General features: G+C 67.3%; 22 protein-coding genes. 7 read left to right on the plus strand and 15 right to left on the minus strand.

Annotated elements, in window-relative coordinates:
* Nucleotides 1–33: 33 nt before the first annotated feature.
* The 4 genes from ACQPYK_RS22785 to ACQPYK_RS22800 all read right to left on the minus strand — a co-directional run bounded on the left by ACQPYK_RS22785 (nucleotide 34) and on the right by ACQPYK_RS22800 (nucleotide 1,694).
* Entirely contained in the window at nucleotides 34–240 is a 207-nt protein-coding gene (locus ACQPYK_RS22785; protein ID WP_433258205.1) for a hypothetical protein, read from the minus strand.
* Between the two features lie 101 nt (nucleotides 241–341).
* Complete coding sequence (locus ACQPYK_RS22790) at nucleotides 342–872, minus strand: hypothetical protein (RefSeq protein ID WP_433258207.1); 531 nt, start codon at nucleotides 870–872, stop codon at nucleotides 342–344.
* Between the two features lie 215 nt (nucleotides 873–1,087).
* Nucleotides 1,088–1,393 carry a transposase gene (locus tag ACQPYK_RS22795; RefSeq protein WP_433258208.1) on the minus strand — a complete coding sequence of 102 codons (306 nt, stop codon included), beginning with the start codon at nucleotides 1,391–1,393 and terminating at the stop codon, nucleotides 1,088–1,090.
* A gap of 178 nt (nucleotides 1,394–1,571) precedes the next feature.
* The gene (locus ACQPYK_RS22800; RefSeq protein ID WP_433258210.1) at nucleotides 1,572–1,694 is read right to left on the minus strand and encodes a hypothetical protein; all 123 of its coding nucleotides are present in this window, start codon (nucleotides 1,692–1,694) and stop codon (nucleotides 1,572–1,574) included.
* 65 nt (nucleotides 1,695–1,759) lie between these two features.
* Between ACQPYK_RS22800 and ACQPYK_RS22805 the strand changes: the two genes are divergently transcribed.
* Nucleotides 1,760–1,996, plus strand: a complete 237-nt coding sequence (locus ACQPYK_RS22805) for a hypothetical protein (RefSeq protein WP_433258211.1) — start codon at nucleotides 1,760–1,762, stop codon at nucleotides 1,994–1,996.
* 772 nt (nucleotides 1,997–2,768) lie between these two features.
* On the opposite strand, the gene ACQPYK_RS22810 is transcribed toward ACQPYK_RS22805, so the two are convergent.
* The 6 genes from ACQPYK_RS22810 to ACQPYK_RS22835 form a co-directional block, all read right to left on the minus strand.
* The gene (locus tag ACQPYK_RS22810) at nucleotides 2,769–3,800 is read right to left on the minus strand and encodes a hypothetical protein (protein WP_433258213.1); all 1,032 of its coding nucleotides are present in this window, start codon (nucleotides 3,798–3,800) and stop codon (nucleotides 2,769–2,771) included.
* A gap of 37 nt (nucleotides 3,801–3,837) precedes the next feature.
* Nucleotides 3,838–4,095: a hypothetical protein gene (locus tag ACQPYK_RS22815; protein ID WP_433258215.1), complete on the minus strand. Its 258-nt coding sequence runs from the start codon at nucleotides 4,093–4,095 to the stop codon at nucleotides 3,838–3,840.
* Nucleotides 4,096–4,446: 351 nt separating this feature from the next.
* Entirely contained in the window at nucleotides 4,447–5,085 is a 639-nt protein-coding gene (locus ACQPYK_RS22820) for a response regulator (RefSeq protein WP_433258881.1), read from the minus strand.
* Nucleotides 5,085–6,272, minus strand: coding sequence for a histidine kinase (locus ACQPYK_RS22825; protein WP_433258217.1), 1,188 nt, complete (start codon nucleotides 6,270–6,272; stop codon nucleotides 5,085–5,087). The genes ACQPYK_RS22820 and ACQPYK_RS22825 overlap by 1 nt, the downstream gene beginning before the upstream one ends.
* The gene (locus tag ACQPYK_RS22830) at nucleotides 6,272–7,000 is read right to left on the minus strand and encodes a hypothetical protein (protein ID WP_433258219.1); all 729 of its coding nucleotides are present in this window, start codon (nucleotides 6,998–7,000) and stop codon (nucleotides 6,272–6,274) included. The genes ACQPYK_RS22825 and ACQPYK_RS22830 overlap by 1 nt, the downstream gene beginning before the upstream one ends.
* Before the next feature lie 785 nt (nucleotides 7,001–7,785).
* On the minus strand, nucleotides 7,786–8,673 hold the full coding sequence (locus tag ACQPYK_RS22835; RefSeq protein WP_433258221.1) for a lysostaphin resistance A-like protein: 888 nt from the start codon (nucleotides 8,671–8,673) through the stop codon (nucleotides 7,786–7,788).
* A gap of 835 nt (nucleotides 8,674–9,508) precedes the next feature.
* On the opposite strand from ACQPYK_RS22835, the gene ACQPYK_RS22840 reads away from it, so the two are divergent.
* From ACQPYK_RS22840 to ACQPYK_RS22855, 4 genes are all read left to right on the plus strand, one after another.
* Nucleotides 9,509–10,738 (plus strand): tyrosine-type recombinase/integrase, encoded by a 1,230-nt coding sequence (locus tag ACQPYK_RS22840; protein ID WP_433258223.1) that lies wholly within the window; start codon nucleotides 9,509–9,511, stop codon nucleotides 10,736–10,738.
* The gene (locus ACQPYK_RS22845; RefSeq protein ID WP_433258225.1) at nucleotides 10,735–11,667 is read left to right on the plus strand and encodes a tyrosine-type recombinase/integrase; all 933 of its coding nucleotides are present in this window, start codon (nucleotides 10,735–10,737) and stop codon (nucleotides 11,665–11,667) included. The genes ACQPYK_RS22840 and ACQPYK_RS22845 overlap by 4 nt, the downstream gene beginning before the upstream one ends.
* Nucleotides 11,664–12,653, plus strand: a complete 990-nt coding sequence (locus ACQPYK_RS22850) for a tyrosine-type recombinase/integrase (protein WP_433258226.1) — start codon at nucleotides 11,664–11,666, stop codon at nucleotides 12,651–12,653. Before ACQPYK_RS22845 ends, ACQPYK_RS22850 begins: the two co-directional genes overlap by 4 nt.
* A gap of 142 nt (nucleotides 12,654–12,795) precedes the next feature.
* Nucleotides 12,796–13,050, plus strand: a complete 255-nt coding sequence (locus tag ACQPYK_RS22855) for a hypothetical protein (protein WP_433258227.1) — start codon at nucleotides 12,796–12,798, stop codon at nucleotides 13,048–13,050.
* Between the two features lie 104 nt (nucleotides 13,051–13,154).
* Here the strand turns inward: ACQPYK_RS22855 and ACQPYK_RS22860 are convergent, their stop codons facing one another.
* The 4 genes from ACQPYK_RS22860 to ACQPYK_RS22875 form a co-directional block, all read right to left on the minus strand.
* The gene (locus ACQPYK_RS22860) at nucleotides 13,155–13,895 is read right to left on the minus strand and encodes an alpha/beta hydrolase (RefSeq protein WP_433258229.1); all 741 of its coding nucleotides are present in this window, start codon (nucleotides 13,893–13,895) and stop codon (nucleotides 13,155–13,157) included.
* Nucleotides 13,896–14,033: 138 nt separating this feature from the next.
* Entirely contained in the window at nucleotides 14,034–14,690 is a 657-nt protein-coding gene (locus tag ACQPYK_RS22865) for a response regulator (RefSeq protein ID WP_433256278.1), read from the minus strand.
* A complete protein-coding gene (locus tag ACQPYK_RS22870; protein WP_433258231.1) occupies nucleotides 14,687–15,907 on the minus strand; it encodes a sensor histidine kinase in 1,221 nt (406 codons plus the stop codon). The genes ACQPYK_RS22865 and ACQPYK_RS22870 overlap by 4 nt, the downstream gene beginning before the upstream one ends.
* 234 nt (nucleotides 15,908–16,141) lie before the next feature.
* Nucleotides 16,142–16,405 carry a transposase gene (locus ACQPYK_RS22875; RefSeq protein ID WP_433258233.1) on the minus strand — a complete coding sequence of 88 codons (264 nt, stop codon included), beginning with the start codon at nucleotides 16,403–16,405 and terminating at the stop codon, nucleotides 16,142–16,144.
* A gap of 555 nt (nucleotides 16,406–16,960) precedes the next feature.
* On the opposite strand from ACQPYK_RS22875, the gene ACQPYK_RS22880 reads away from it, so the two are divergent.
* Complete coding sequence (locus ACQPYK_RS22880; protein WP_433258235.1) at nucleotides 16,961–17,440, plus strand: hypothetical protein; 480 nt, start codon at nucleotides 16,961–16,963, stop codon at nucleotides 17,438–17,440.
* Between the two features lie 193 nt (nucleotides 17,441–17,633).
* Here ACQPYK_RS22880 and ACQPYK_RS22885 read toward each other — a convergent pair whose 3' ends face one another.
* Entirely contained in the window at nucleotides 17,634–18,209 is a 576-nt protein-coding gene (locus ACQPYK_RS22885; RefSeq protein ID WP_433258237.1) for a DoxX family protein, read from the minus strand.
* A 231-nt stretch (nucleotides 18,210–18,440) separates the two neighbouring features.
* Between ACQPYK_RS22885 and ACQPYK_RS22890 the strand changes: the two genes are divergently transcribed.
* Nucleotides 18,441–19,499 (plus strand): tyrosine-type recombinase/integrase, encoded by a 1,059-nt coding sequence (locus ACQPYK_RS22890; protein ID WP_433258239.1) that lies wholly within the window; start codon nucleotides 18,441–18,443, stop codon nucleotides 19,497–19,499.
* The last annotated feature ends 56 nt before the right edge of the window (nucleotides 19,500–19,555 follow it).

Here is a 19,555-nt window from a genome sequence, read left to right on the forward strand (position 1 = left end):
CCACTGTGGGAGCGCGGATCTACGCGGCCGTGGTCAGAGCTGGTTGTCCCACAGCCGCATGAGCATGCGCCTGAGAATGTTCGCTCCAGGGGCGGTGCAGCTCTGGCGACCGCAGGTGCAGTTGCCCCAAGTGGTGTCGTGCCAGGTGTTTCCTTCCTCGAGGAAGGCCTGGCCCGTGGGGTGTTCACGAATTGGGGTGGCATGCACCGAGTCGGTCATGGTGATGATCGCTTCCCGCAACGTAACTGATCGTTTCCCAGCTGCTCGGCGCCTTCGGATACTCATAGCGCTCTGTGCGCGGCACGCAGCTGCGTGGAACCGGGAGGTCATGCATCGGGCGTTCAGGGTCCCTCGTTCCAGATGTACCAAGGCCCCTTGAAATGTTCATACCCGCCCCCTTCTGGTATCCGATCCGGACTGTAGGCGAAGCCGTAGCTCCGCCAATTCCAGGTGAGCGGGGTGACCATGAACCTCGCTCCCCCGGGGATCTTCTCCACGTCCTCCACCCAATACAGGCCCCACCACCGACGGCTGACATAGTCGTCGCGCACCGACCGGGCGTAGCGCTCCAGGCTCGGCTCGGACAGGGCGAAGCGCGCGTGAAGGGGCGCATCGAGTTTGACCAGCAGCACGGTGCCCAGCACCAGTGCGACTGGGACGAACATCCAGGGCTCCCACGCCCGTCGGCGCTCGCCAGGGCCCGGCATCCGTACGAACCAGGCCATGGCGATGGCGAGCACCAGCCAGTACAGCGCCAGCGCCAATGCCCAGTGGGACAGGCCGGGAGCACTCGCCTCGATGAGCGTCAGGAGCGAGGCGAGTCCGATGGCCCCGGTGAAGAGCAGGGCGAGGGGGTTGTGAGTCGGACGCATGGGGTGATCTTGCCCGATGCCAGGACCAAGCGCATCGGCCCCACCATCAGCGCCGGGAAGCTAACCCGCGGACCAGGGCTGTTCACGAGTACCTCTGACCTGCGGACGAGGCAGGGAATCGTCGATCGCTTCCCAGGATGAAGACGATCCTTTCCCAGTCGGCCCTGCATTCAAGACCCGGCAGGTGGCCTGGATGGGCAGGCCCTCGCCGGCCATCACCGCGACGGCTTCGAACAGCCTTTTGGGGGCACCACCCCTCGCACCAGCTCGATCGCCCGCTTCGTGACCGCCAGTTCGGTCTCCAGCTCCCGGATCCGCCGGCGGGCCACCAGCAGCTCGGTCTGTTCGATCGTCGTAACTCTGGGCAGCCGCCCCTTGTCGATCAAATCCTGTTTGCGCCAGACGTAGATCGTCTGCTCGCTGATTCCCAGATCACGGGCGACCTCTCGGACAGGACGTCCGGCCTCGACCAGATCCAGCACCTTGCGACGGAACTGCGGCGGGTAGCCCCTGCGTGGCATGCCGATCTCTTATCGTGGGGTCAATGGCACAACAGTCAAGCAAAATGACTCCACGGAAGGCGGGGAACATCACGACCTACCGTCGAACTGCTCGGCCGTATCCGCTCCGACCGGGTGCTGCGCCTGCCTGCACCCCTGCGGCTGCCGGGCACCAACGGGCGGCCGCCCATCGGCTCGATCAGCGGTCGTCGTCCTGCTCGCCGTTCTGGTCGTGTTCGTGCTTGTCAGCTGCTGACTGGGCTCGCCGGTCGAATCCGCTCTGGGCTGTGGCGCTGCCGAGCCGGCTCTGTTCTTTCGGCAACGGTCCGGAGTCCTGGTTGCGTCGCTCGTCGGCGGGCTGCGGCCGCCACCGATGAAACTCGCGTCATGAAGTCCCGCCCCGCCCCTCTCACCTACTGGGAGATATCCGGTGACCGTGAAGGGGTGGACATGTCCGATCGTGTGGTGCTGGTGCTGCTGGCCGCGGTGGTGGCGGTGGTCGCGATGACGGCTCTGCGGCTGGCGGCCGGGGCGATATGGCCGGACGCGCTGTCGTGGGGCCTGGGATCGGGCGGGGCGACGCTGGTGGGCCTGTGGACCGTGCTAGGCAAAGGCGACTCCTGACGCCGGTGGGCTGGGCGGCGCCGCCCCGGACCGGCCGAAGAGCCGCAGCCGGGGCGGCCGGTCGACCGGCCCGCCGGCGCCCGCCGGGGCGGGTGCCTTTGAACCCGTGCAGAAAAGCCTCATTGGATCTCGGGGTCTCGTCCGGTTGTTCTATCTTCGGACGATGACTCCGGCATCGACGTCGACATCGACATCGACCCCACGGTGAGTACGGTGAATCACGGCAGCTCCTTTCCTGGACGGTGCCGTCAGTAGATCACCGTTTGGGGGTCGAGGACATGAGCCGTCAGGTCAGCTCTCGGTGCTGTCTCGTGGGGGCCAGGTGCGCATTCGGCAGCCGCCCCCTCGACACAGCAGCGCCGGGTCGGTCTGCTCGGCGGGGATCGCGTGGGCGACATCGAGGTGTCCCGAGTGCCGGTTGGTGGTCAGGCAGCAGGCTGGCCGGGTCGCCTCGGGTGACCGCGCGGTGCAGCCGGTCCGGGGCGGTCCTGGGGCCAGCCTCATCTACCAGCGGAGAGCGACCACCGGCCCTCGGGCTCCGGGCAGCTGGGAGGGCTGCATCGGGCCGCGCCGCTGGTCGCTCACCGCTGGTCGGGCCGTCGTGGGCCAGCGCCTCGTATGTGGTGGAGCGGTCGATCTCGAGGGTGCGGGCGGCCCCGGTGACCGAGACGCCGTCGCCGACCAAGCGGCGTAGCGTGGTCGGCTCGGCGGGGCCGCCATCCCCGCCCTGCTCTCACTGAGCCGACAACTTGTAGATACAGGTTCGAGCCGGTCAGCGGAAGTCGGAGATGCGCAGCACCGCCAGCATGTCCGTCGCCCGGGAGCCGGTCGAGAAGGATGCCTCCGCGCCGACCCAGCCGCGGAAGGCTCCCGTGTCGTCGATGATCTGCATGAGCGGTTTGACGTGGGAGTTGCCGGTATAGCAGAACTCGCCGCGCTCCATCGCCAGGCAGGTGCACCAGTGCCACAGCGTGTCGCGGCGGTCGGACTTGGAGATCATCGTGAGGTAGTACTGGATGGAGCTGACGTTGGGGCGCGTTCCGCCGCCATATTTGGGGCAGCCGCCCGACTTTTGACACGCGCCTCGCGAGGATGGCTGCAGGTAGGTCAGGCACGAGGTGGTGGCGGCGCAGGCATGGAAGGCGGAGTGGCCGAACGGCTGATTGCCGGACGTGACGAGCTTGCCGCCCGCCCAGCTCGTCAGGTCCTGCCTGAGTGAGCCGGGGAACGCCTTCACCGAGCTCATCGCGCGCCGGGTGCTGCTCGCGGCGTTGCTGCCGTAGCCGTACCCGTGCGTGGCCAGCGTGCTCTGCTTGAGGTCCAGGCGGGCCAGTCTGCCGTCAGGCGAGGGCCGTACGTACCACTGCTCCGTCCACGTCTGGGCGATCTTCCACCGGATGGTTAGCACGTCGCCCGCCACGGTGTACGTCCCGGTGCGGCTCTCGTCGGGGGCACCGGTGAAGCCTCCGGCGGTGAGCACCTCGCAGGCGCGGGGCCGCGATGCGGCACCGCCCGCCTTGGTGGTGCAGCTCGGGTCGGGGACGGTGCCGGTGCGCTGTCTGGCCTTGGGATGACGCTGCCACCATAGGTACAGGGCGGCGCTCACCGTGCCGTCCGCGGCGAAGCGGTAGCTGCCCAGGCGTACCCAATTCTGCTGGGAGGCGGCCTTCAGATGACCCTGTGAGATGACATAGGTGGTCTTGCCGCCCGGCAGCGGCGAGGCGGAAACCGCGGCGGTTGCCGGCCGGGCGGGCAGGATGGTGATGGCGAGCACGAAGGAGAGGATTGCCGCTGCGGTACGCATGAGGAGACTCCGGAAGGCTTATGGGCTTAGCCGATCGTCAACAAGCCACCGTATTCGGCCTGGACTGGACGTGTCTCCGAAATCGCAGCCATTCGGAGTAGATCTTGCGTTCGTGCAGGCAGCGGAACAAGTAGCCGAGCATCCGGTTGAAGGTGTTGCGCAGCGCGCTGGAGTGCAGGTCGCCATCGGCGCGGCGGCGAACGTGGTGCGCTCGGGGACCGAGCCGCCCGCGCACGACCGGCGGCGCATACCCGACAGTGCGCCTGCACTGTCCGACCCGCCCGATAACGATCATGTAGCGTCCGGTCGGGTGTAGGCCGCGGGCGGCTCCAGTCCTGCCCCTGCCGGGGCTTTCTCGTGTCCGTGTACGGGCTCCAGGGCTTGGGCCTGCAACCCCTGCAACGCCCTCACATCAGACCACGCGTTATACGACCAGCAACGCAAGGTGGTCTTCAGCGCAGGCATGTAAGTCACCGCCTGCACCATCGTTTCCGCCAGGAGCATGACTTCTGTCTGTGCTTCCATCAGGCCGCCCGGTATGTCAGGTGGGTGACGAGGCGGGTGCCCGAGGGGTCGCCGACGGGTTCGAGAGTGATGTCCCCGACGTTGGCCACCGGAGCTGCGAATCGTTCGTGCAGCTTCGAGGTCAGCGTGAGCGGAGGAAGGTCAGCGCGGCGAGCACTCTGCGGTGGTCGTCGGCGTCCGGTCCGAGATCCAGCTTGGTGTAGACGCCGGTGACGTGCTTCGCTACGGCGGCCTCCGACACGTACAGGCGCTGGGCGATCGCGCTGTTGGATCTGCCCTCGGCGACCAACGCGAGCACCTCGCGTTCGCGTGGCGAAAGCGCGTCCAGCGGATCGTGCGCGCGATGGTGTACCAGCAGCTGGTGAACCACGTCAGGATCGATGACCGTGCCCCCGGCGGCGACTTCGCGTACCGCCTCCACGAACTGGCTGATCGCGCCGATCCGATCCTTGAGCAGGTAACCGACACCCCACGGGCCGGCCTCCAGGAGTTCCCCGGCCGCGGCCTCCTCGACGAATTGCGACAGGACGAGGATGCCGAGCCGGGGATGCTCGCCCCGCAGCTGGATGGCGGCCCGCAACCCTTCTTCGTGGAAGCTCGGCGGCATGCGGACGTCCACCACGACGACGTCGGGCATGTCCCGGGCGATGGCGTGCAGTAGCTCATCGGCGCTGCCGACGGCGGCGACCACCTCGCAGCCGAACCGGGTGAAGATGCCAGTAAGCCCCTCCCGCAGGAGTACCGAATCCTCGGCGATCATCAACCGCATGGCAGCTCCACCCGGATCACCGTCGGTCCTCCTGGTGGGCTGCTGAGCGACAGGGTTCCCTCGAGCACGCCGACCCGGTCGGCCAGCCCGGTAATCCCGCTACCCGCTGCGGCATCGGCTCCGCCGATGCCGTCGTCGCGCACTTCGAGGGCGAGATGATGGTCCAACAGCTTCGCTTTAATCATGATCTTTCGTGCGTTGCTATGTTTGATCACGTTGGTGAGACTTTCTGAGATGCAGAAGTATGCCGCCGCCTCCACTCCCGGAGGCGGGCGGTGGGGAAGATCGAGGTCCAAGGTCACCGGGATGGGGCAGTGGCGGGCCAGGTCGGTGACGGCGACCCCCAACCCTCGGCCGGTGAGCGCGGAGGGGTGGATGCCTCTGATGACGCGGCGCAGCTCGTCCAGTGCGGCCTGCGTGTGGTCACAGGCCAAGCTGATGGCTTTCGCTGTACGTTCTGGGTCTTCTCGCACGTCCAGTTGGGCGAGGCCGAGTTGCATGAGCACGGCGGTGAGCTGGTGCTGAGCGCCGTCGTGTAGATCCCGTTCGATGCGCCGCCGCTCGGCTTCGAAGGCGTCCACCAGCCGGGCCCGCGACCGGGTCAATTCGATCATCCGCTCCTCAGGGGGCGCGGCAAGCAAACCCCGCGCCAGCGCTCCCTGCGCCGCCGCCATCACCGTGAACAGATACGCGCAACCGGCCAGCCCGACCAACACCACGACGATGGTCGGCAGCACCACCAGCGGTGAGCCGCTAGACGGGAGAGCCGAGGCATAGGAGATGACCGTCAACGCCGCCAAAGTAATAACGAGGCCGTTGACCGCAGGCAGGACCGTCGCCCACAGCAGCGCGTAGCCGATCTCACGCCAGGCGGTCGGGTTCGCGAAGGAGATCGGCGTTCTCGGCTTCGGCGCGGGGACGCCCGCCGGATCGATCAGCCTCAGCCGCCACCGCTCGAGGGAGGCGATCGGGCCGCCCAGCACGACGGCGACGACCAACAACATGATCATCGCGATCACCAGCGCGGTCTGCCGTCCGAAGGCGGCCACCACGACCACCGCACCGCCGCCGGGCAGACTGGTCAGCAGGTAGGCGAGCGCCCGCCACGGCCATGGCGACCCGAGGAACCGCAGCGGATTCCCCGTGATCGCCTGCCAAGGGGCGGTGACGTTCTTCATCAACCCTTAATCGTCCTGGTGACCTTGCCCTTGGCATTCAGGAACTGGATCTGGGGGTTGCCGTCCTGATCGACGCGCATCACGATGCGCGGCGTGCCCTTGCCATCGGCAAGCGTCACCACCGACGACTTGTCAGGGTTCTTGCCGATGAAGACCCGCTGCGGGCTCGGGTACTTCTTCCTGTACTCCGTCATCGCCTGGTCCCGCTCCGGGCCGGGCGGCATCTGCTCGATCTTCTTGTACTCCTCAAAGGACTCCGACAAGGGCACCTCGGACCGGTCATTGACCGCCAGGCCGACGCCTCGGACGCCCTCTTGTTCCATGTACCGGAGAATGAGGGTCTGATCCTGCTTGTACTGGTCGAAGGAGAGCTGCCCGAACGCCCATGGCTTTCCGTCGTTGACACCGTTGTCGGTGCCCATGCCGCCGGACTCATCCCCCTCGCCGTTGTAGAAGGTCATGCCCGGCCGCATACCGGCGTTGCCCAGATCGACCCCGTTGACGACGGCGCCCGGCGACCTCTCCTTGTTACTCAGGACCATGCGTGGTCTGCCGTCCGGCTCCACCACGTTGATCCGCTGAACCTCGATCTCGTCGAATCTGGCCTTACCGCCGTCCTGCGCGGCGACTTCCCCACTGTTGGCCAGGATCGCCCCCGTGGCGACCGCAGTGGCCACCGCGGTGATCAGGCAAACCCGCATCCGCCGAAGTTGCCGCTTGACCTTCACGATTTCCAGTGTTATTTCCATGCCTTCGATGATCTTAGCTGCCTTGATGGTTGACGATAGGGCTGCTTACCGATCACGAGTAGAAGTCCTTCTACCTACCTCGGTGACTTCATCGGTTCAGTCACCCGCTGCTTTGGTCTGCCGCCCGCCCGCCCGCCGAACGTAGACCTGCCCGGAGGCCGGCCGAGAGGAAGGCCTCAAAGCAGATCGTGACGATTCTGGTGGAGACCACTAATCAAGTAGTCGGTATTCCTCCCGAGACAGCATGTCCAGTCACTTTTCGTGGCCGATGAGGGCGGAGGAGGCTTCGAGGCTTCCGGCGCTCTGAAGAGCGTCTCCCACCTTGATCCATCTCACGACGGTATGGGGTGGTGTCCCTTTCCATCTCACCGGTCGTCCCGGCCGGTCGCATCAGCAAGAACGCCCAACCGGTGCTCCAGGCTGGAGAGCTGACCTTGAGGCCGTGGCTCCCCGAGGACGCCCCGCTGTGCTCCGAGCGTTCACAGACCCTGCCATCCAGCGCTGGAACCGGCAGATCATGACCTCGCAAGGGGAAGCACTGGCCTGATCGGCCAGTGTCATGATCGCTGGCACGCCGAAAAGGCTGCCTCCTGGGCCATCACCCGGGCCGCCGAAGTAGTCGGACGCGTCTCGCTGAGCGCTTCACCAGCCGTTGATCGTCACATGGAGTGCCACCAAAGGATGTTGAGAGCGTTCGTCATGAATCGGTCTTCGACACCCTTCGCGATCTCCACGGCCGAATGACTCAAGGTTCGCTCACCTGGTTAGGGATGCGGTGTTCCGGTAAGTGCGCTTACCAGCAGTGGCACCAGGACGAGGTTCGTGAGGGTGTGGATGAGGATGATCACCCAGATGTTGCGGTAGCGGGCCCACAGGTAGCCGAGCATCAGAGCGAACACGCCTTGGAAGGCCACAATCGTGGCCAGGCCGAGGAGGAGAGCGTCGGCGTGCAGGCGGGAGGAGTGCATCAGTGCGAACAACAGCGATGAGGTCATGATCGCCGGCCACCTGCCGTACAACGCCTCCAACCTGGTCTGCAGCCAGCCTCGGTAGAAGACCTCTTCCAGCACGCTCGCGGTCAGCAGTGTGATGAGCGAGCCCACGATGAGGGAGATCGGATCGGGCAGCTTCTGGGTCAGCGGCGCTGCGAGCGGGCCCACTTGCGACAGAAGGAACCACGCGACGACCGCGGGCAGCGGTGCCAACCAGGTGGCCGGCGCCGGGATAGCTGTGGCCTTGGGCCCGTCCCCCCTGATCAGCCGGAACGCGGCCAATGGGACGACCAGCAGGAACAGGATCTTGATCAGCGGATACAGCAGGTCCTGGCCCCGCACCACCGGGGCTACGAATGCCAGGAGCAGAGCCGTCCCCACGAGTATCCAGGCCTCTTTGAGCAACCGCGCCCTGGGCAGGCCGGTCAGCGGCGACGGCACTTCTCTCTTTGTGGGCACGAGGCGAGCCAGCACGAGCGCGGCAAGCGGTGGTAACACCGCCGCCCACAGGGAGATCCCGGATGCGCCGGGGTCGGACGACCGGGTGATCTCGGTGGTGCCGGTGAGCAGGAGCCAGCCGTAGGCGAGCACGAACACGGCCAGGCCCACGCCCGTCAGGACAAGACGGGACAGCGCTCTCGGAGTTTCGGTAGGGACCATGTCTGACGATGATTCTCCGGACGAGGTCGGATGACCTCCTCCTGGAGTTCGATCATGCCGCCATCGTCTGATGTATCGATCACTCCTTAACAGGGTGGATTCTCCGGGGTGTCCTGCCCGACGGCTGGTTCTTCCCAGAGGCCGTCAGGCGCCTTCCCCTGCTTCGCAGGGTCGACTCTTCTCCAAAAGAGCCACTCTCATACTCACAGATCACGCGATGGCCGTTCATACCCGACGCCATGCACCTGATCAGGGGAAACTCATACACCACTCCCGTGGGCGCAACCTCCCGTCAGCCGCTGATGCAACAGCCCCGTAGAGACTAGAGAAGATCCGGCGGCTATAACGCCGCGCTCATCGCTGAGATCGTTGGTCCCTCCGATCTGGTGGTCTCGGTTGATATCGACCCGTTCGTTGCCGAGTAGGCGGGGCGCTTCCTGGCTGAGTCGGCTATTCGCACGTGCAGGTAGTGCTAGGCGATGCCGAGCATGCCGCCGCCGAGCACGCGCCCGAGGGCGGCTTTGACGCCATCATCGTTGTGGGTGTCTGGGACATCCCGTGGGGGCCTCTGCTTACCCCGGCCGGCCGGATGGTGGTGCCGCTGCGGTTCTCCACGGTCAGCCGGCCGTTCACCTTCGCCCGGAACGGCGGCCACTTCGTTGGCTTGGACCCCACGGTGTGCGGATTCGTTGCGTTATGCCGATGTCGGCATAAGGGGACTTATGGGGACCTCGGAGTTATGCGGACTCAGCCTGCACATGCTGGTTGCGGTAGGTGTCGTATCGGTCACATATCGGCATAATCGCAGGACCTTGGCCTGTTGTCTCTTTGGTTTGTGACCGAAGGGATGGCCATGGTTGATCTTTCTCGTGTAGTGGCTTCGGGGCCGCTGGCTCCGTTTGTCGAGGGCTATGCGGCCGAGTTGGCGGGTCAGGGGTACGCGGCCAGCTCGGTGTTGCATCACTGCCGGCTGATGGGTCATGTGAGCCGTTGGCTGGGGGTCCGGAAGGCCGAAGTCGGCGTGTTGAACGAGGAGAAGGCGCAGGAGTTTCTCGCTGAACAACATGCGGCTGGTCGTCTGATGGCCTTGAGGGTCGGTTCGTTGGAACCGCTGCTCGCGCATCTTCGCTCCGTGGGGGTGGTCGGGGCTCCGGTTGCGGTCCGGCCTGCGGGCGCGGTCGACGCCGTGCTCGAACGCTTCGCTGGGTACTTGGCCGAGGAGCGGGGGTTGGCGGAGTCGACGGTCGAGATCAGGGTGAAGTTGGCCCGCCCGTTCCTGGACGGACTCACTGACGGCGATGATCTGGACTTGCGCTCGGTGACCGCCGAGGAGGTGACCGAGTTCGTCGTCGGCCAGGCGCGGCTGCGGCCTGCGTCTTTGCCGCCGACGGTGACGGCGCTGCGGTCATTGCTGCGGTTCCTGCACCTTGACGGCGCCATCGACTCAGGGCTCGCCGCGGCAGTGCCGACGGCCAGCACCCGCAGGCTCGCCGGGCTGCCCAAGACGCTGACCAAGGACCAGGTCGTGGCGATGCTGGAGACATGCGATCCGGCCACGGCGGTCGGCCTCCGCAACATCGCGGTTTTGACGGTGCTGTCGCGTCTGGGGATGCGAGCCGGCGAGGTCGCCGCTCTCCTGCTGGACGACGTCGACTGGCGGCGCGGCGAGATCAGCATCGTGGGCAAGGGCACTCGGCACGAGCGGTTGCCGCTCCCGAAGGACGTCGGCAGCGCGATCGTCGCGTACTTACGAGATGCCCGGCCGGATACGGGCCAACGGGCGTTGTTCCTCTGCGCGAGGGGGCCGTTCCGGCCGATGAGCCCGGATGCGGTCAGCAACGTCGCGGCGCTGGCCGCCCGCAAGGCCGGGCTGGGGATCGTACGCGCGCACCGGCTGCGGCATTCCGCCGCCACCGCCATGCTCGAGGCGGGCGGGTCTCTTCCCGAGATCGGCCAGGTCCTGCGCCACCAGCACACGGCCACGACCGCGATCTACGCCAAGGTCGACATCGCCGGGCTGCGCAGCGTCGCCCGGCATTGGCCCGGAGCGGAGGCCGCAGCGTGACCGCCCTGCACCAAGCACTCGCCGACTATCTCGCCGTTCGCCGGGCGCTGGGATTCAAGCTGGAACGGGCGGAGAAGCTCATCGGACAGTTCCTCGACTATCTCGAAGAACGCGACGCCAACACCATCACCACCGAACACGCCCTCGGTTGGGCGACCGAACCCGCCGGCGCGGACCCGTGGTGGTGGGCGCTGAGGCTGAACGCGCTGCGCCCCTTTGCCACTTACCTGCACATGCGGGACGCCCGGAACGAGATCCTTCCCAAGGGCCTGATCGGCTACCAGCAGCCCCGAGCGACTCCGTATTTGTATTCGCCAGCAGAGATCGACGCCTTGGTGGAGGCAGCTGCCCGCCGCCCTCACCCCCTCAGCGCGGCCACCTACCCCGCTTTGTTCGGGCTGCTCTCCGTCACCGGAATGCGGATCGGAGAAGCACTCGCGTTGGAGGACCGGGATATCGACCCCGAACAGGCGATCATCAAGGTTCGAGACGGCAAGTTCGGCAAGTCACGGCTCCTGCCCCTGCACCCGACCAGCATCACTGCACTGCGGGACTACCAGCGGGCCCGAAGCCGGCTCCTGCCACGCAAGACCAACAAGACGCTGTTCGCCACCTCGACCGGCGCATCGCTGGACTACTCCTGGGTCCGCCGCGTCTTCCGGAAAGTCACCGACGAGGCCGGCATCACCGCCCGCTCCGCGTCCTGCCGGCCGAGGATCCACGATCTGCGCCACAGCTTCGCGGTCTCCACACTCCTGGACGCCTACCGCCGCGGTGACGACGTTCAAGCGCTCCTGCCCCGCCTCTCCACCTACATGGGGCACGCCAACCCGAAGAACACCTACTGGTATCTGTCGGCGGCCCCCGAGCTCCTCGCTCTGGCCGGTGACCGGCTGGAACATCACCTGACGATCGGAGACGCCGCATGAGCAGCCTTGCTCCGACCCTGCAGGCGTTCTTCACCGACCGGCTGATCCGGCAACGACACGCCAGCGACCACACGATCGCCTCATACCGGGACACCTTCAAACTCCTGCTCGCCTTCGCCGAACCCAGAACCGGCCGCGCACCCTCCAACCTGCGGATCACCGACCTGGACGCCCCCGTGATCGGGGCGTTCCTCGACCACCTGGAAACCGAACGCGGCAACAGCGCCCGCACCCGCAACGCCCGCCTCGCCGCGATCCACTCGCTGTTTCGCTACGCCGCCCTCCGGCACCCTGAAGACTCCGCCGTCATCCAGCGCGTCCTGGCGATCCCGACCAAGCGCTTCGACCGCGCGATCGTCACCTACCTCACCGACCCAGAGATCGACGCCCTGCTCGCCGCCCCCGACCAGACCACCCGGACCGGACGACGCGATCACGCGCTCCTCGCTCTCGCCATCCAGACCGGCCTGCGCGCCACCGAACTCACCACTCTGACCAACAAGGACGTCCACCTGGGCGCGGGAGCCCACATCAGCTGCATGGGCAAAGGCCGCAAACAGCGCGTCACCCCTCTGACCCAACCGACCATCACCGTGCTGAAGAACTGGATGCGAGAAACCGGCGGGCTTCCAGCCGACCCGCTGTTCCCCACCCGCACCGGCACCCCCATGAGCCGCGACGCAATCGAACGACGAGTAACCAAACACGCCGAAACCGCCGCGCTCTCCTGCCCCACCCTCTCCGAAAAGAAGGTCACACCCCACACCCTCCGCCACACCGCAGCCATGCGGCTTCTGCACGCCGGAGTCGACACCACCGTCATCGCCCTCTGGCTCGGCCACGAAAGCGTGGCCACCACACAGATCTACGTCCACGCCGACCTCGCCCTCAAAGAACGCGCCCTCGGCCGAACCACCCCCACCGGCACCGCACCCGGCCGCTACCAACCCACCGACGCCACCATCGCGTTCCTCAACAGCCTGTGATTATGCCGAGCAAGGAGCCATCTCCTCCAATGCCCTCCATTCACAGGAAGCCCACATCGGCATAATGCCGAAGTCCCCATAAGTTGCGATGCAGGGAGCCGGGGCGCTCCCGGATCAAGAGGCGGTCCTGGCCGGCGGTGCGGTGAGGCTAACGCTAGAAGAGGGTCCCGCCCTCGATGTCGCGACGCTCGACCAGGCCCTGACCGGCGACCGTACCGAGCTGTGGACCGGCGCCACGGCCGACCGGGGTGAGCCGTTCGACTCGATGCACCTGTGGGTCGCAACCACAGATGATCGGTTCGGCATGATCTGGCAGGACCCAGACCGCGACTGGCGAACCCACCCCACTCCGACGTTCACCCTCTATCCCGCCGAGGCCCGCGCGCCCACGCCGTGACCAGCCAGTGCCCCGTCACCACGCCGAGGATCGCCAGCGCGCGCAACGCGTCCACCCCCCGGTCCCGGTCCGCCGGGGTGGCCGCCTCGATCCGGCTGACGACGCTAGCCACGCGACACCTCGCCGGTCCGGCCGAGGGCGATCAGGGTGAGGTTGCGCAGTGATTCACTGCCCGGTTTGAGATAGTCGCTGTGTCCGGCCTCACCCGTCTCGAACAGGTGGGCGCCGAAGGCGGGGCTCGCCGGATCAGGACCGAAGCCGAGTGGTCCGAGCCGGAGCTTGGGCACGCTGCGCATCCAGTCCTGGCCGCCGCTTCCCGCCCACAGCCGGGGGCCGCCCAGGCCGGCGGGGGAGGAGACGCCGAGGCCGGGGCTGCCGAAGACGGCCAGCTCGGCGGCGCCCGATCCGGGCGCGGCCTTGGCGCACACGACCGACCCGTAGCTGTGGCACAGCAGGCTGACCCGCTTGCCCCTGAGCGTCTCGGTGACATAGCGCCGCAGCGCCCCGCCCCCTGCGATGGCGGACGTGTCCGTCGCCACCGCCAGGCTGACGGTCGCCGGGCTGTCGTAGCCGAGCCAGGCCACCACCGCCAGCCGGGCCCCGGGGTCCAGCGCCCGCGCCTCGGCCAGCAGCGCGCGGGCACCTCCCCCCGGCGTGCTGTACGGCTTGGCCCTGCCGCCGTCGAAGGTGGCGGCCGTGGTGTCGGAACCCGGGACGATGACGGCGACGTGCTCCGCCGTACCCAGATCCCCATAAACCTTGATGATCCGGTCACCCTGGGGAGCGGGGACGATGAGGTAGGTCAACGCTGCGGCGGCGGCCACTGTGCGTGCGCGGCGGAACATGCGAGCCTTTCTGACTGGATGGAAGAACCAGTCAGAAAGCTAGAAATCATGATCTGTCGATCACATCACTCTGGGGTGCCCACCTCCGTATCCCTCCATGGAGGGAGGGGGTCTTATCCGCCATGGAGGGAGGGGGTCTTACCCGCCTGGTCGGACCAGGCCGGTCTCGTAGGCGTGGACGATGGCCTGCGCCCGGTCGCGCAGGTTCAGTTTCGCCAGGATCCGGCCCACATGGGTCTTGACGGTCTGCTCCGACAGCACGAGCTCCTCGGCGATCTCCTGGTTGGAACGGCCCTGGGCGATGAGGGTGAGCACCTCGGTCTCGCGCTCGGTGATGTCCTCCAGCCGGCCGCGCGGGCGGCGCGGCCCGACCCGGGCGAACTCCGCGATCAGCCGCCTGGTCACCGAAGGCGCCAGCAGCGCCTCCCCGGCCGCGACCACCCGGACCGCCTCGGCCAGCTGCCGGGCCGAGGCGTCCTTGAGCAGGAAACCGCTGGCCCCGGCCCGCAACGCCTCATACACGTAATCGTCGAGGTCGAACGTGGTCAGGATCAACACCTTCGGGCACAAGCCGCCGCCGCCCAGGATCTCTCGCGTCGCGGCCAGCCCGTCCATGACCGGCATCCGCACGTCCATCAACACCACCTCCGGCCGCAGCTCGGCCACCCGGGCCACGGCCTCACGGCCGTCGGCCGCCTCGCCCACCACCTCGATGTCCGGCTGCGAGTCCAGGAACACGGTGAACCCGGTCCGCACCATGCCCTGATCGTCGGCGATGAGCACCCGGATCGTCACACGTCCTCCACGATCGGCAGTATGGCAGTGACCGCGAAGCCCGTGCCGACCGGTCCGGCCCACAGCTTTCCACCGAGCATGGGCGCCCGTTCCCGCATCCCGATCAGGCCGTGCCCGGCGTGTCCCCCATGTCCGGGGTCAGCGGGGGAGCGGTGCCCGGCGTCGTTCGCCACATTGATGTGCAGCTCGGCGCCGGAACGGGCGATCCTCATCGAGACGGTCGAACCGGGCGCGTGCCGCATGGCGTTGCTCAGCGACTCCTGCGCGATCCGGTAGGCGGACAGGCTCACCGCGGTGGGCAGCCCCGTCAGGTCGCCCACCAGCTTGAGCGTCACGGTGAGCCCGGCGGAGCGCGCGGTGCCGACGAGCTCCTCCAGGCGGCCCAGGCCCGGCTGCGGCGCGGTGTCCGTGCGCCCGTCCCCGTCTCGCAGCACGCCCAGCACGCGGCGCATCTCGGTCATGGCCGACAGCGACAGCGCGCGGATCTCTCTGAGCCCCTCCTCCAGGCGCCCGGGCTCCCCGCTCGCCTGCAGCGGGACGGCCTCTGCCTGGATGGCGATCACCGACATGTGGTGGGCCACGACGTCGTGCAGTTCCCGGGCGATCCTGGCCCGTTCCTCCAGTGCGGCCTGCCCGGCCAGGGCCCGCTCGCTGCGCCGCTCCTCCTCGGCCAGGCGGCCGGCGGCCAGCCGCCGGGCACGCACGTTGTAGCCGAGGATCGCGGCGGCGCCCAGCAGGGCCGCACCGCCCAGGATCTCAGGGCTCCACAGGAGATCAGGGGCATGGGAGGGGTTGAGGACCCCTCCGGCCAGAGCTGAGAGGACCCACACGCCCAGGGTGGTCTCCCGTTCGCAGCGAGCAGCGACGGAGTAGACGACCAGCGGGTAGGTGATGATCGCTGCTACGGAGTAGGGGGTGGAGATCAACGTCTGCACGATCGGGACGCTCAGGAGCATGCTCGCCGTGGCCAGCCGCCAGGCCGCCAGCGGCCACCAGTTGCGCAACAGCAGGGGAAATGAGGACGCCGCCGCCGCGAACCACAGGAACGCCTCGGGGAACCAATCCGCCGGGCCGCCGGAAGAAGACGCCACCAGCCGCCTCTGCCCCTCCAGGAGGTCCGAGAGCCCGGTGCTGAACAAGCTCCAGGCGAGCAGGAGGTCGGCCAGCAGGACCAGATCGATGGTCCGGAACGGCAGCAGGCCCAAGAAGGTGGGCATGGACGGCCCCAGACGGCGTGACCGGGGGAACGACGGTCCGGCTTCTCCCTTGATCAGGGCTTGGATGATTGGCCGTGTCAGCTGCCGGAGGCCGTCGCGCAAGATCACTTACCCATCTTAGGCGATTCCGGCGCAGGTGGCATTATACCTCAGAGTGGTCCAAAACATCACTCCTAAGAGTGATGATTACACGATTTAAGAAATAAGCTCTGAGTTCCCGAGTGCCTCAGCGGGTCATCCCGCTCTAGGACCAGGGCGTTTTCCGTGTAGAGCACGTCGCTCTGACGGTTGAGGAGATCTCGGGATCGGTGAAGGTTCTCCATCGTCGCTGAGATTTCTGTAGCGATGGTGAGCCAGAGCCCGTTCGAGCGCCGACCACACACCCTCGGCCGGATTCAGCTCCGGCGGGTAGGACGGCAGGCGAAAGACCGCCGGCCACGGGCGAGCTTCGATCAACGTGCGCATCGCGGCCGACCGATGGCGGCGGTCGTGTCCCACACCGCCGCGATCGGGCCGCCGAGCCGGGCACAGGCGGCCTCCAGCGGCGCGGTGAACCGGTGAGGGCTGAAGCCCCTGACCTCTCCGGGACGACCGCGCCGGATCAGCATCCGGCTACATCGGCCGGATTCGCATCCCGGGCTTGGCACACACCGGTCCGGCCCGTGCCGCCCGTGCGGTTGGCGCGTGCGGCGGCGGTCAGCCCGCCGCCTCCGGGATACCTCATGCTTCCGGTATGACCGCTATGGGCGATCGTCACGCTCTCAGCGACGTAACTTCAGCCCTTCAGCCTCAGAAGCCGCTGGCCTGTGCTTTCTCTCTCATTGGCGGCTGGTGACGCATTTCTTGGCGGCACCCCGACAACGCGATCGCCGTCGACCACCGGAGTCACGCCGACGATATTCCACATGATATACAGGCGGAGCTCCGAACCAGGGACGAGGGGGATGTCTGGTGAATTCGACCTCCTGGTGGCGCAGGCGGCACGAGGGCGACCCGTTGCGGGGAGCCGCATCTTCTGTCCCGGCTCGACGCTCTCGCCGGATCCGGAGCATCGTGGCCAGGACGATCGCCACGGGTGCTCTCGGCGGCGCCGCGACCGGGGCGGTCACCGCGATCGTGTTCCTCGTCAGCGCCGCAGTCGACGCCGACAGCGTCCGATGGGTGGAGTTCGCCGTGGGCCTGGTGGAACTCCCCCTGCTGTGCGCCGTCGTCGGGCTGCCCGCGGGGGCACTCGTCGCTCTGCCCGCCCTGATCGTCCTGCTGCCCGCGGCCCGATGGTCGGCAGGGAGGCCGTGGCGGGCCCGGCTGACAGGCGCGTCGGCCTGTGCGCTCAGCCTCGCCGGCTTGAACACCGCCGCGGGGCTGCTGACCGGCGGGATACGCGCTCTGCTGTGGGTGAGTCCCGTGCTGGCCGTCCCGGCACTGGCCATGGCGGCGGCGGTCGGCGTGTGGCGCGGTCCGGACCTGGTCGGCGTCTCCACGGACATCGACCAGGCCTCCGGGCAGGAGCGGACCGACGAACGGCTGCTCTAGACCGAGCCGTAACGAGCAGCGCCATCCGGGGTCCCGGTAGTAATGGCGCAGTATCCAACGGATATGCCGCTGACCTGCGCTTATGCAGAGGTATCGGGTTGGTGGACCAGACTTGGGCCCCTCTGTCCATGCAGGCCAGAGGCATATCCGTTGGATTTTCGGCCGAAGCTACGGGGACCCCGAAACGGAGTGATCAGAATTGGACGTTGGTCATCGTGTACCACGTCGGAGCGAATACCAACAGGGCCAGTGCGCCGAGGACCGCGAACGACCTGAGTACGCGTGCGGTGGTGATGATCGCGGGTGCGATGGGCCTCAGCCTCCCCCGTCCGACCGCGATGAACGCCGCGACGCCTCCCAGCAGGAGATTCGCAGGCACCAATGCGTATTCGCCGCGCATGATATGAAAACCGGCCGCGAGGATCATCGTCAGCGTCAGGCCGACGGCGGCGAGCGGCGTCAGCTTCGGGTTGACCCTCGTCATCGCCGGCAGGATCAGGCCGACGCCGCCAAGGACCTCACAGACCCCGATGAAGACGATCAGGGGCTGCGGCACCGCGGCGTACCACGCCACGGCCCGGGGCGCTGCCGCATACAGAGCTCCGTCGTACAACAGCACCTTGCCGAAACCGCTGCCGGCGAAGAAGAAGCCGAACAACGCTTGAAGTGACCAAAGTGCGCCGTTGAGCGGGAACCTCGTTCCGCGTCCCCTGGGCCGCCGCTCGATGTCCTCAACGTCGAGTAGGTTCTCGCTGACGTGCTGGTCCATGTCCTGTCACTGCCGTTCTCATCGGGTGGGCCGGGTAACTCGCCGGTTCTGTTCGTTCCTTCGTCAGCACGTGGTGGTCGGTACGTGGCGACGGGACTCATCTGACCATCGCGGTGAGGTCGCGCGCGCCGTCCGTGGGACACGATGGAACACGCGAGGTGCGGTCTAGCTGCGAAAACAGGAGTTTGTATCGTGCCTGCGGGCTGGGACGGTTCCCGTGGTGCCGACGGCATGCGCTTCCTCATCGACTCCGTGTCCGCGCCGGACCCGCCCCGAGGCCAAGATTCTGGGGACCTCCCCCGAGTTCGAGCTGCGCCCCGATCACCTGCTGTGACGTGGGACGACTCCCCATCGTTTGTCACTCTTAGTAGTGGAGGCGATGTATTTCGGATCGACCGGCTCCGCGACCGCGTCCTGTTCGAGACGATCTACGTCTGCGGAGCCCGCGCCGCCGAAGTCTGCGGCCTGGACCTCGACGACTTCGACCTCCGCCAAGACGACGAACACGTCCGCATCCACGGCAAGAGCGGCACCGTCCGCACCGTCCTCCTCGACGACCACGGCTACGTCGCCCTCCTCAAGCTCTCCCTGAACCGGGCCGGACACCAGTTCGGACCCGCCTTCCGCGCCAGCATCAACGGCAACGGAGGACCGCTTTCCCACGACGCCGCCCACCACCGGTGGGAGGGCTACTGCGAGGTGGCTGGAGTCGAGATCGACATCCACCGGCTTCGCCACGCCCATGCCACCGAACTCATCAACGCCGGCGTCTCCATCGAAGTCGTCCGCCGACGCCTCGGCCACGCCTCCACCGAGACCACCCAGCTCCCCACCCTGCTCGCCGACGCCGAGATCCGCGCCGCCAGACGCCGCCGCGACCGCCGCCAACCTGCCTCCCGAATGCTCCACACTTCGCCAGCCGCAATCAAGATGAATCTCGGCGATAAGTGCTGTCGGCAGGTTCCTCAACCCCGGTGCTGGACTCCCCGTGATCCCGGTTGGGCCTCCAACGTGCCCGGGAGCGCTCGGCCGGTGTGCGCGCAGTGTCAAGAAAGGCAGTGTCAAGAAAGACTGCACTCACCGCTAACGACCGCGAGGCGCCGCCGTAGCAAGCTAATGGCGGCAAGAACAGCCAAGTTGGTTGTGGCCGGTCCCCGAAGTCGAAGGAGGCCCCTACTCCATGAAGCGGAAACTAAAAAAGGTCGGCGTGGTCGCGGCCGCGACCACAGCCGTCCTGGCCACCTCGCTCCGTCGTCGGTGACGGCCAGCCGTACCGTGTCGTGGGCGTAGTGCGGCGTCAGCCGCACCGTGTGGGCGGCGGCGTGCTGCGGAGACGTTGGTGAGAC

Source organism: Streptosporangium sp. CA-135522 (assembly GCF_050949235.1).
GTDB lineage: Bacteria > Actinomycetota > Actinomycetes > Streptosporangiales > Streptosporangiaceae > Streptosporangium.

Excerpts from the sequence above, each read along its gene's own strand:
- ACQPYK_RS22790 (WP_433258207.1), bottom strand. The coding sequence starts at position 872 with ATGCGTCCGACTCACAACCCCCTCGCCCTGCTCTTCACCGGGGCCATC.
- ACQPYK_RS22795 (WP_433258208.1), bottom strand. The coding sequence starts at position 1,393 with ATGCCACGCAGGGGCTACCCGCCGCAGTTCCGTCGCAAGGTGCTGGAT.
- ACQPYK_RS22805 (WP_433258211.1), top strand. The coding sequence starts at position 1,760 with ATGAAGTCCCGCCCCGCCCCTCTCACCTACTGGGAGATATCCGGTGAC.
- ACQPYK_RS22810 (WP_433258213.1), bottom strand. The coding sequence starts at position 3,800 with ATGCGTACCGCAGCGGCAATCCTCTCCTTCGTGCTCGCCATCACCATC.
- ACQPYK_RS22815 (WP_433258215.1), bottom strand. The coding sequence starts at position 4,095 with ATGATCGTTATCGGGCGGGTCGGACAGTGCAGGCGCACTGTCGGGTAT.
- ACQPYK_RS22820 (WP_433258881.1), bottom strand. The coding sequence starts at position 5,085 with ATGATCGCCGAGGATTCGGTACTCCTGCGGGAGGGGCTTACTGGCATC.
- ACQPYK_RS22825 (WP_433258217.1), bottom strand. The coding sequence starts at position 6,272 with ATGAAGAACGTCACCGCCCCTTGGCAGGCGATCACGGGGAATCCGCTG.
- ACQPYK_RS22835 (WP_433258221.1), bottom strand. The coding sequence starts at position 8,673 with ATGGTCCCTACCGAAACTCCGAGAGCGCTGTCCCGTCTTGTCCTGACG.
- ACQPYK_RS22850 (WP_433258226.1), top strand. The coding sequence starts at position 11,664 with ATGAGCAGCCTTGCTCCGACCCTGCAGGCGTTCTTCACCGACCGGCTG.
- ACQPYK_RS22860 (WP_433258229.1), bottom strand. The coding sequence starts at position 13,895 with ATGTTCCGCCGCGCACGCACAGTGGCCGCCGCCGCAGCGTTGACCTAC.
- ACQPYK_RS22870 (WP_433258231.1), bottom strand. The coding sequence starts at position 15,907 with ATGCCCACCTTCTTGGGCCTGCTGCCGTTCCGGACCATCGATCTGGTC.
- ACQPYK_RS22885 (WP_433258237.1), bottom strand. The coding sequence starts at position 18,209 with ATGGACCAGCACGTCAGCGAGAACCTACTCGACGTTGAGGACATCGAG.
- ACQPYK_RS22890 (WP_433258239.1), top strand. The coding sequence starts at position 18,441 with ATGCGCTTCCTCATCGACTCCGTGTCCGCGCCGGACCCGCCCCGAGGC.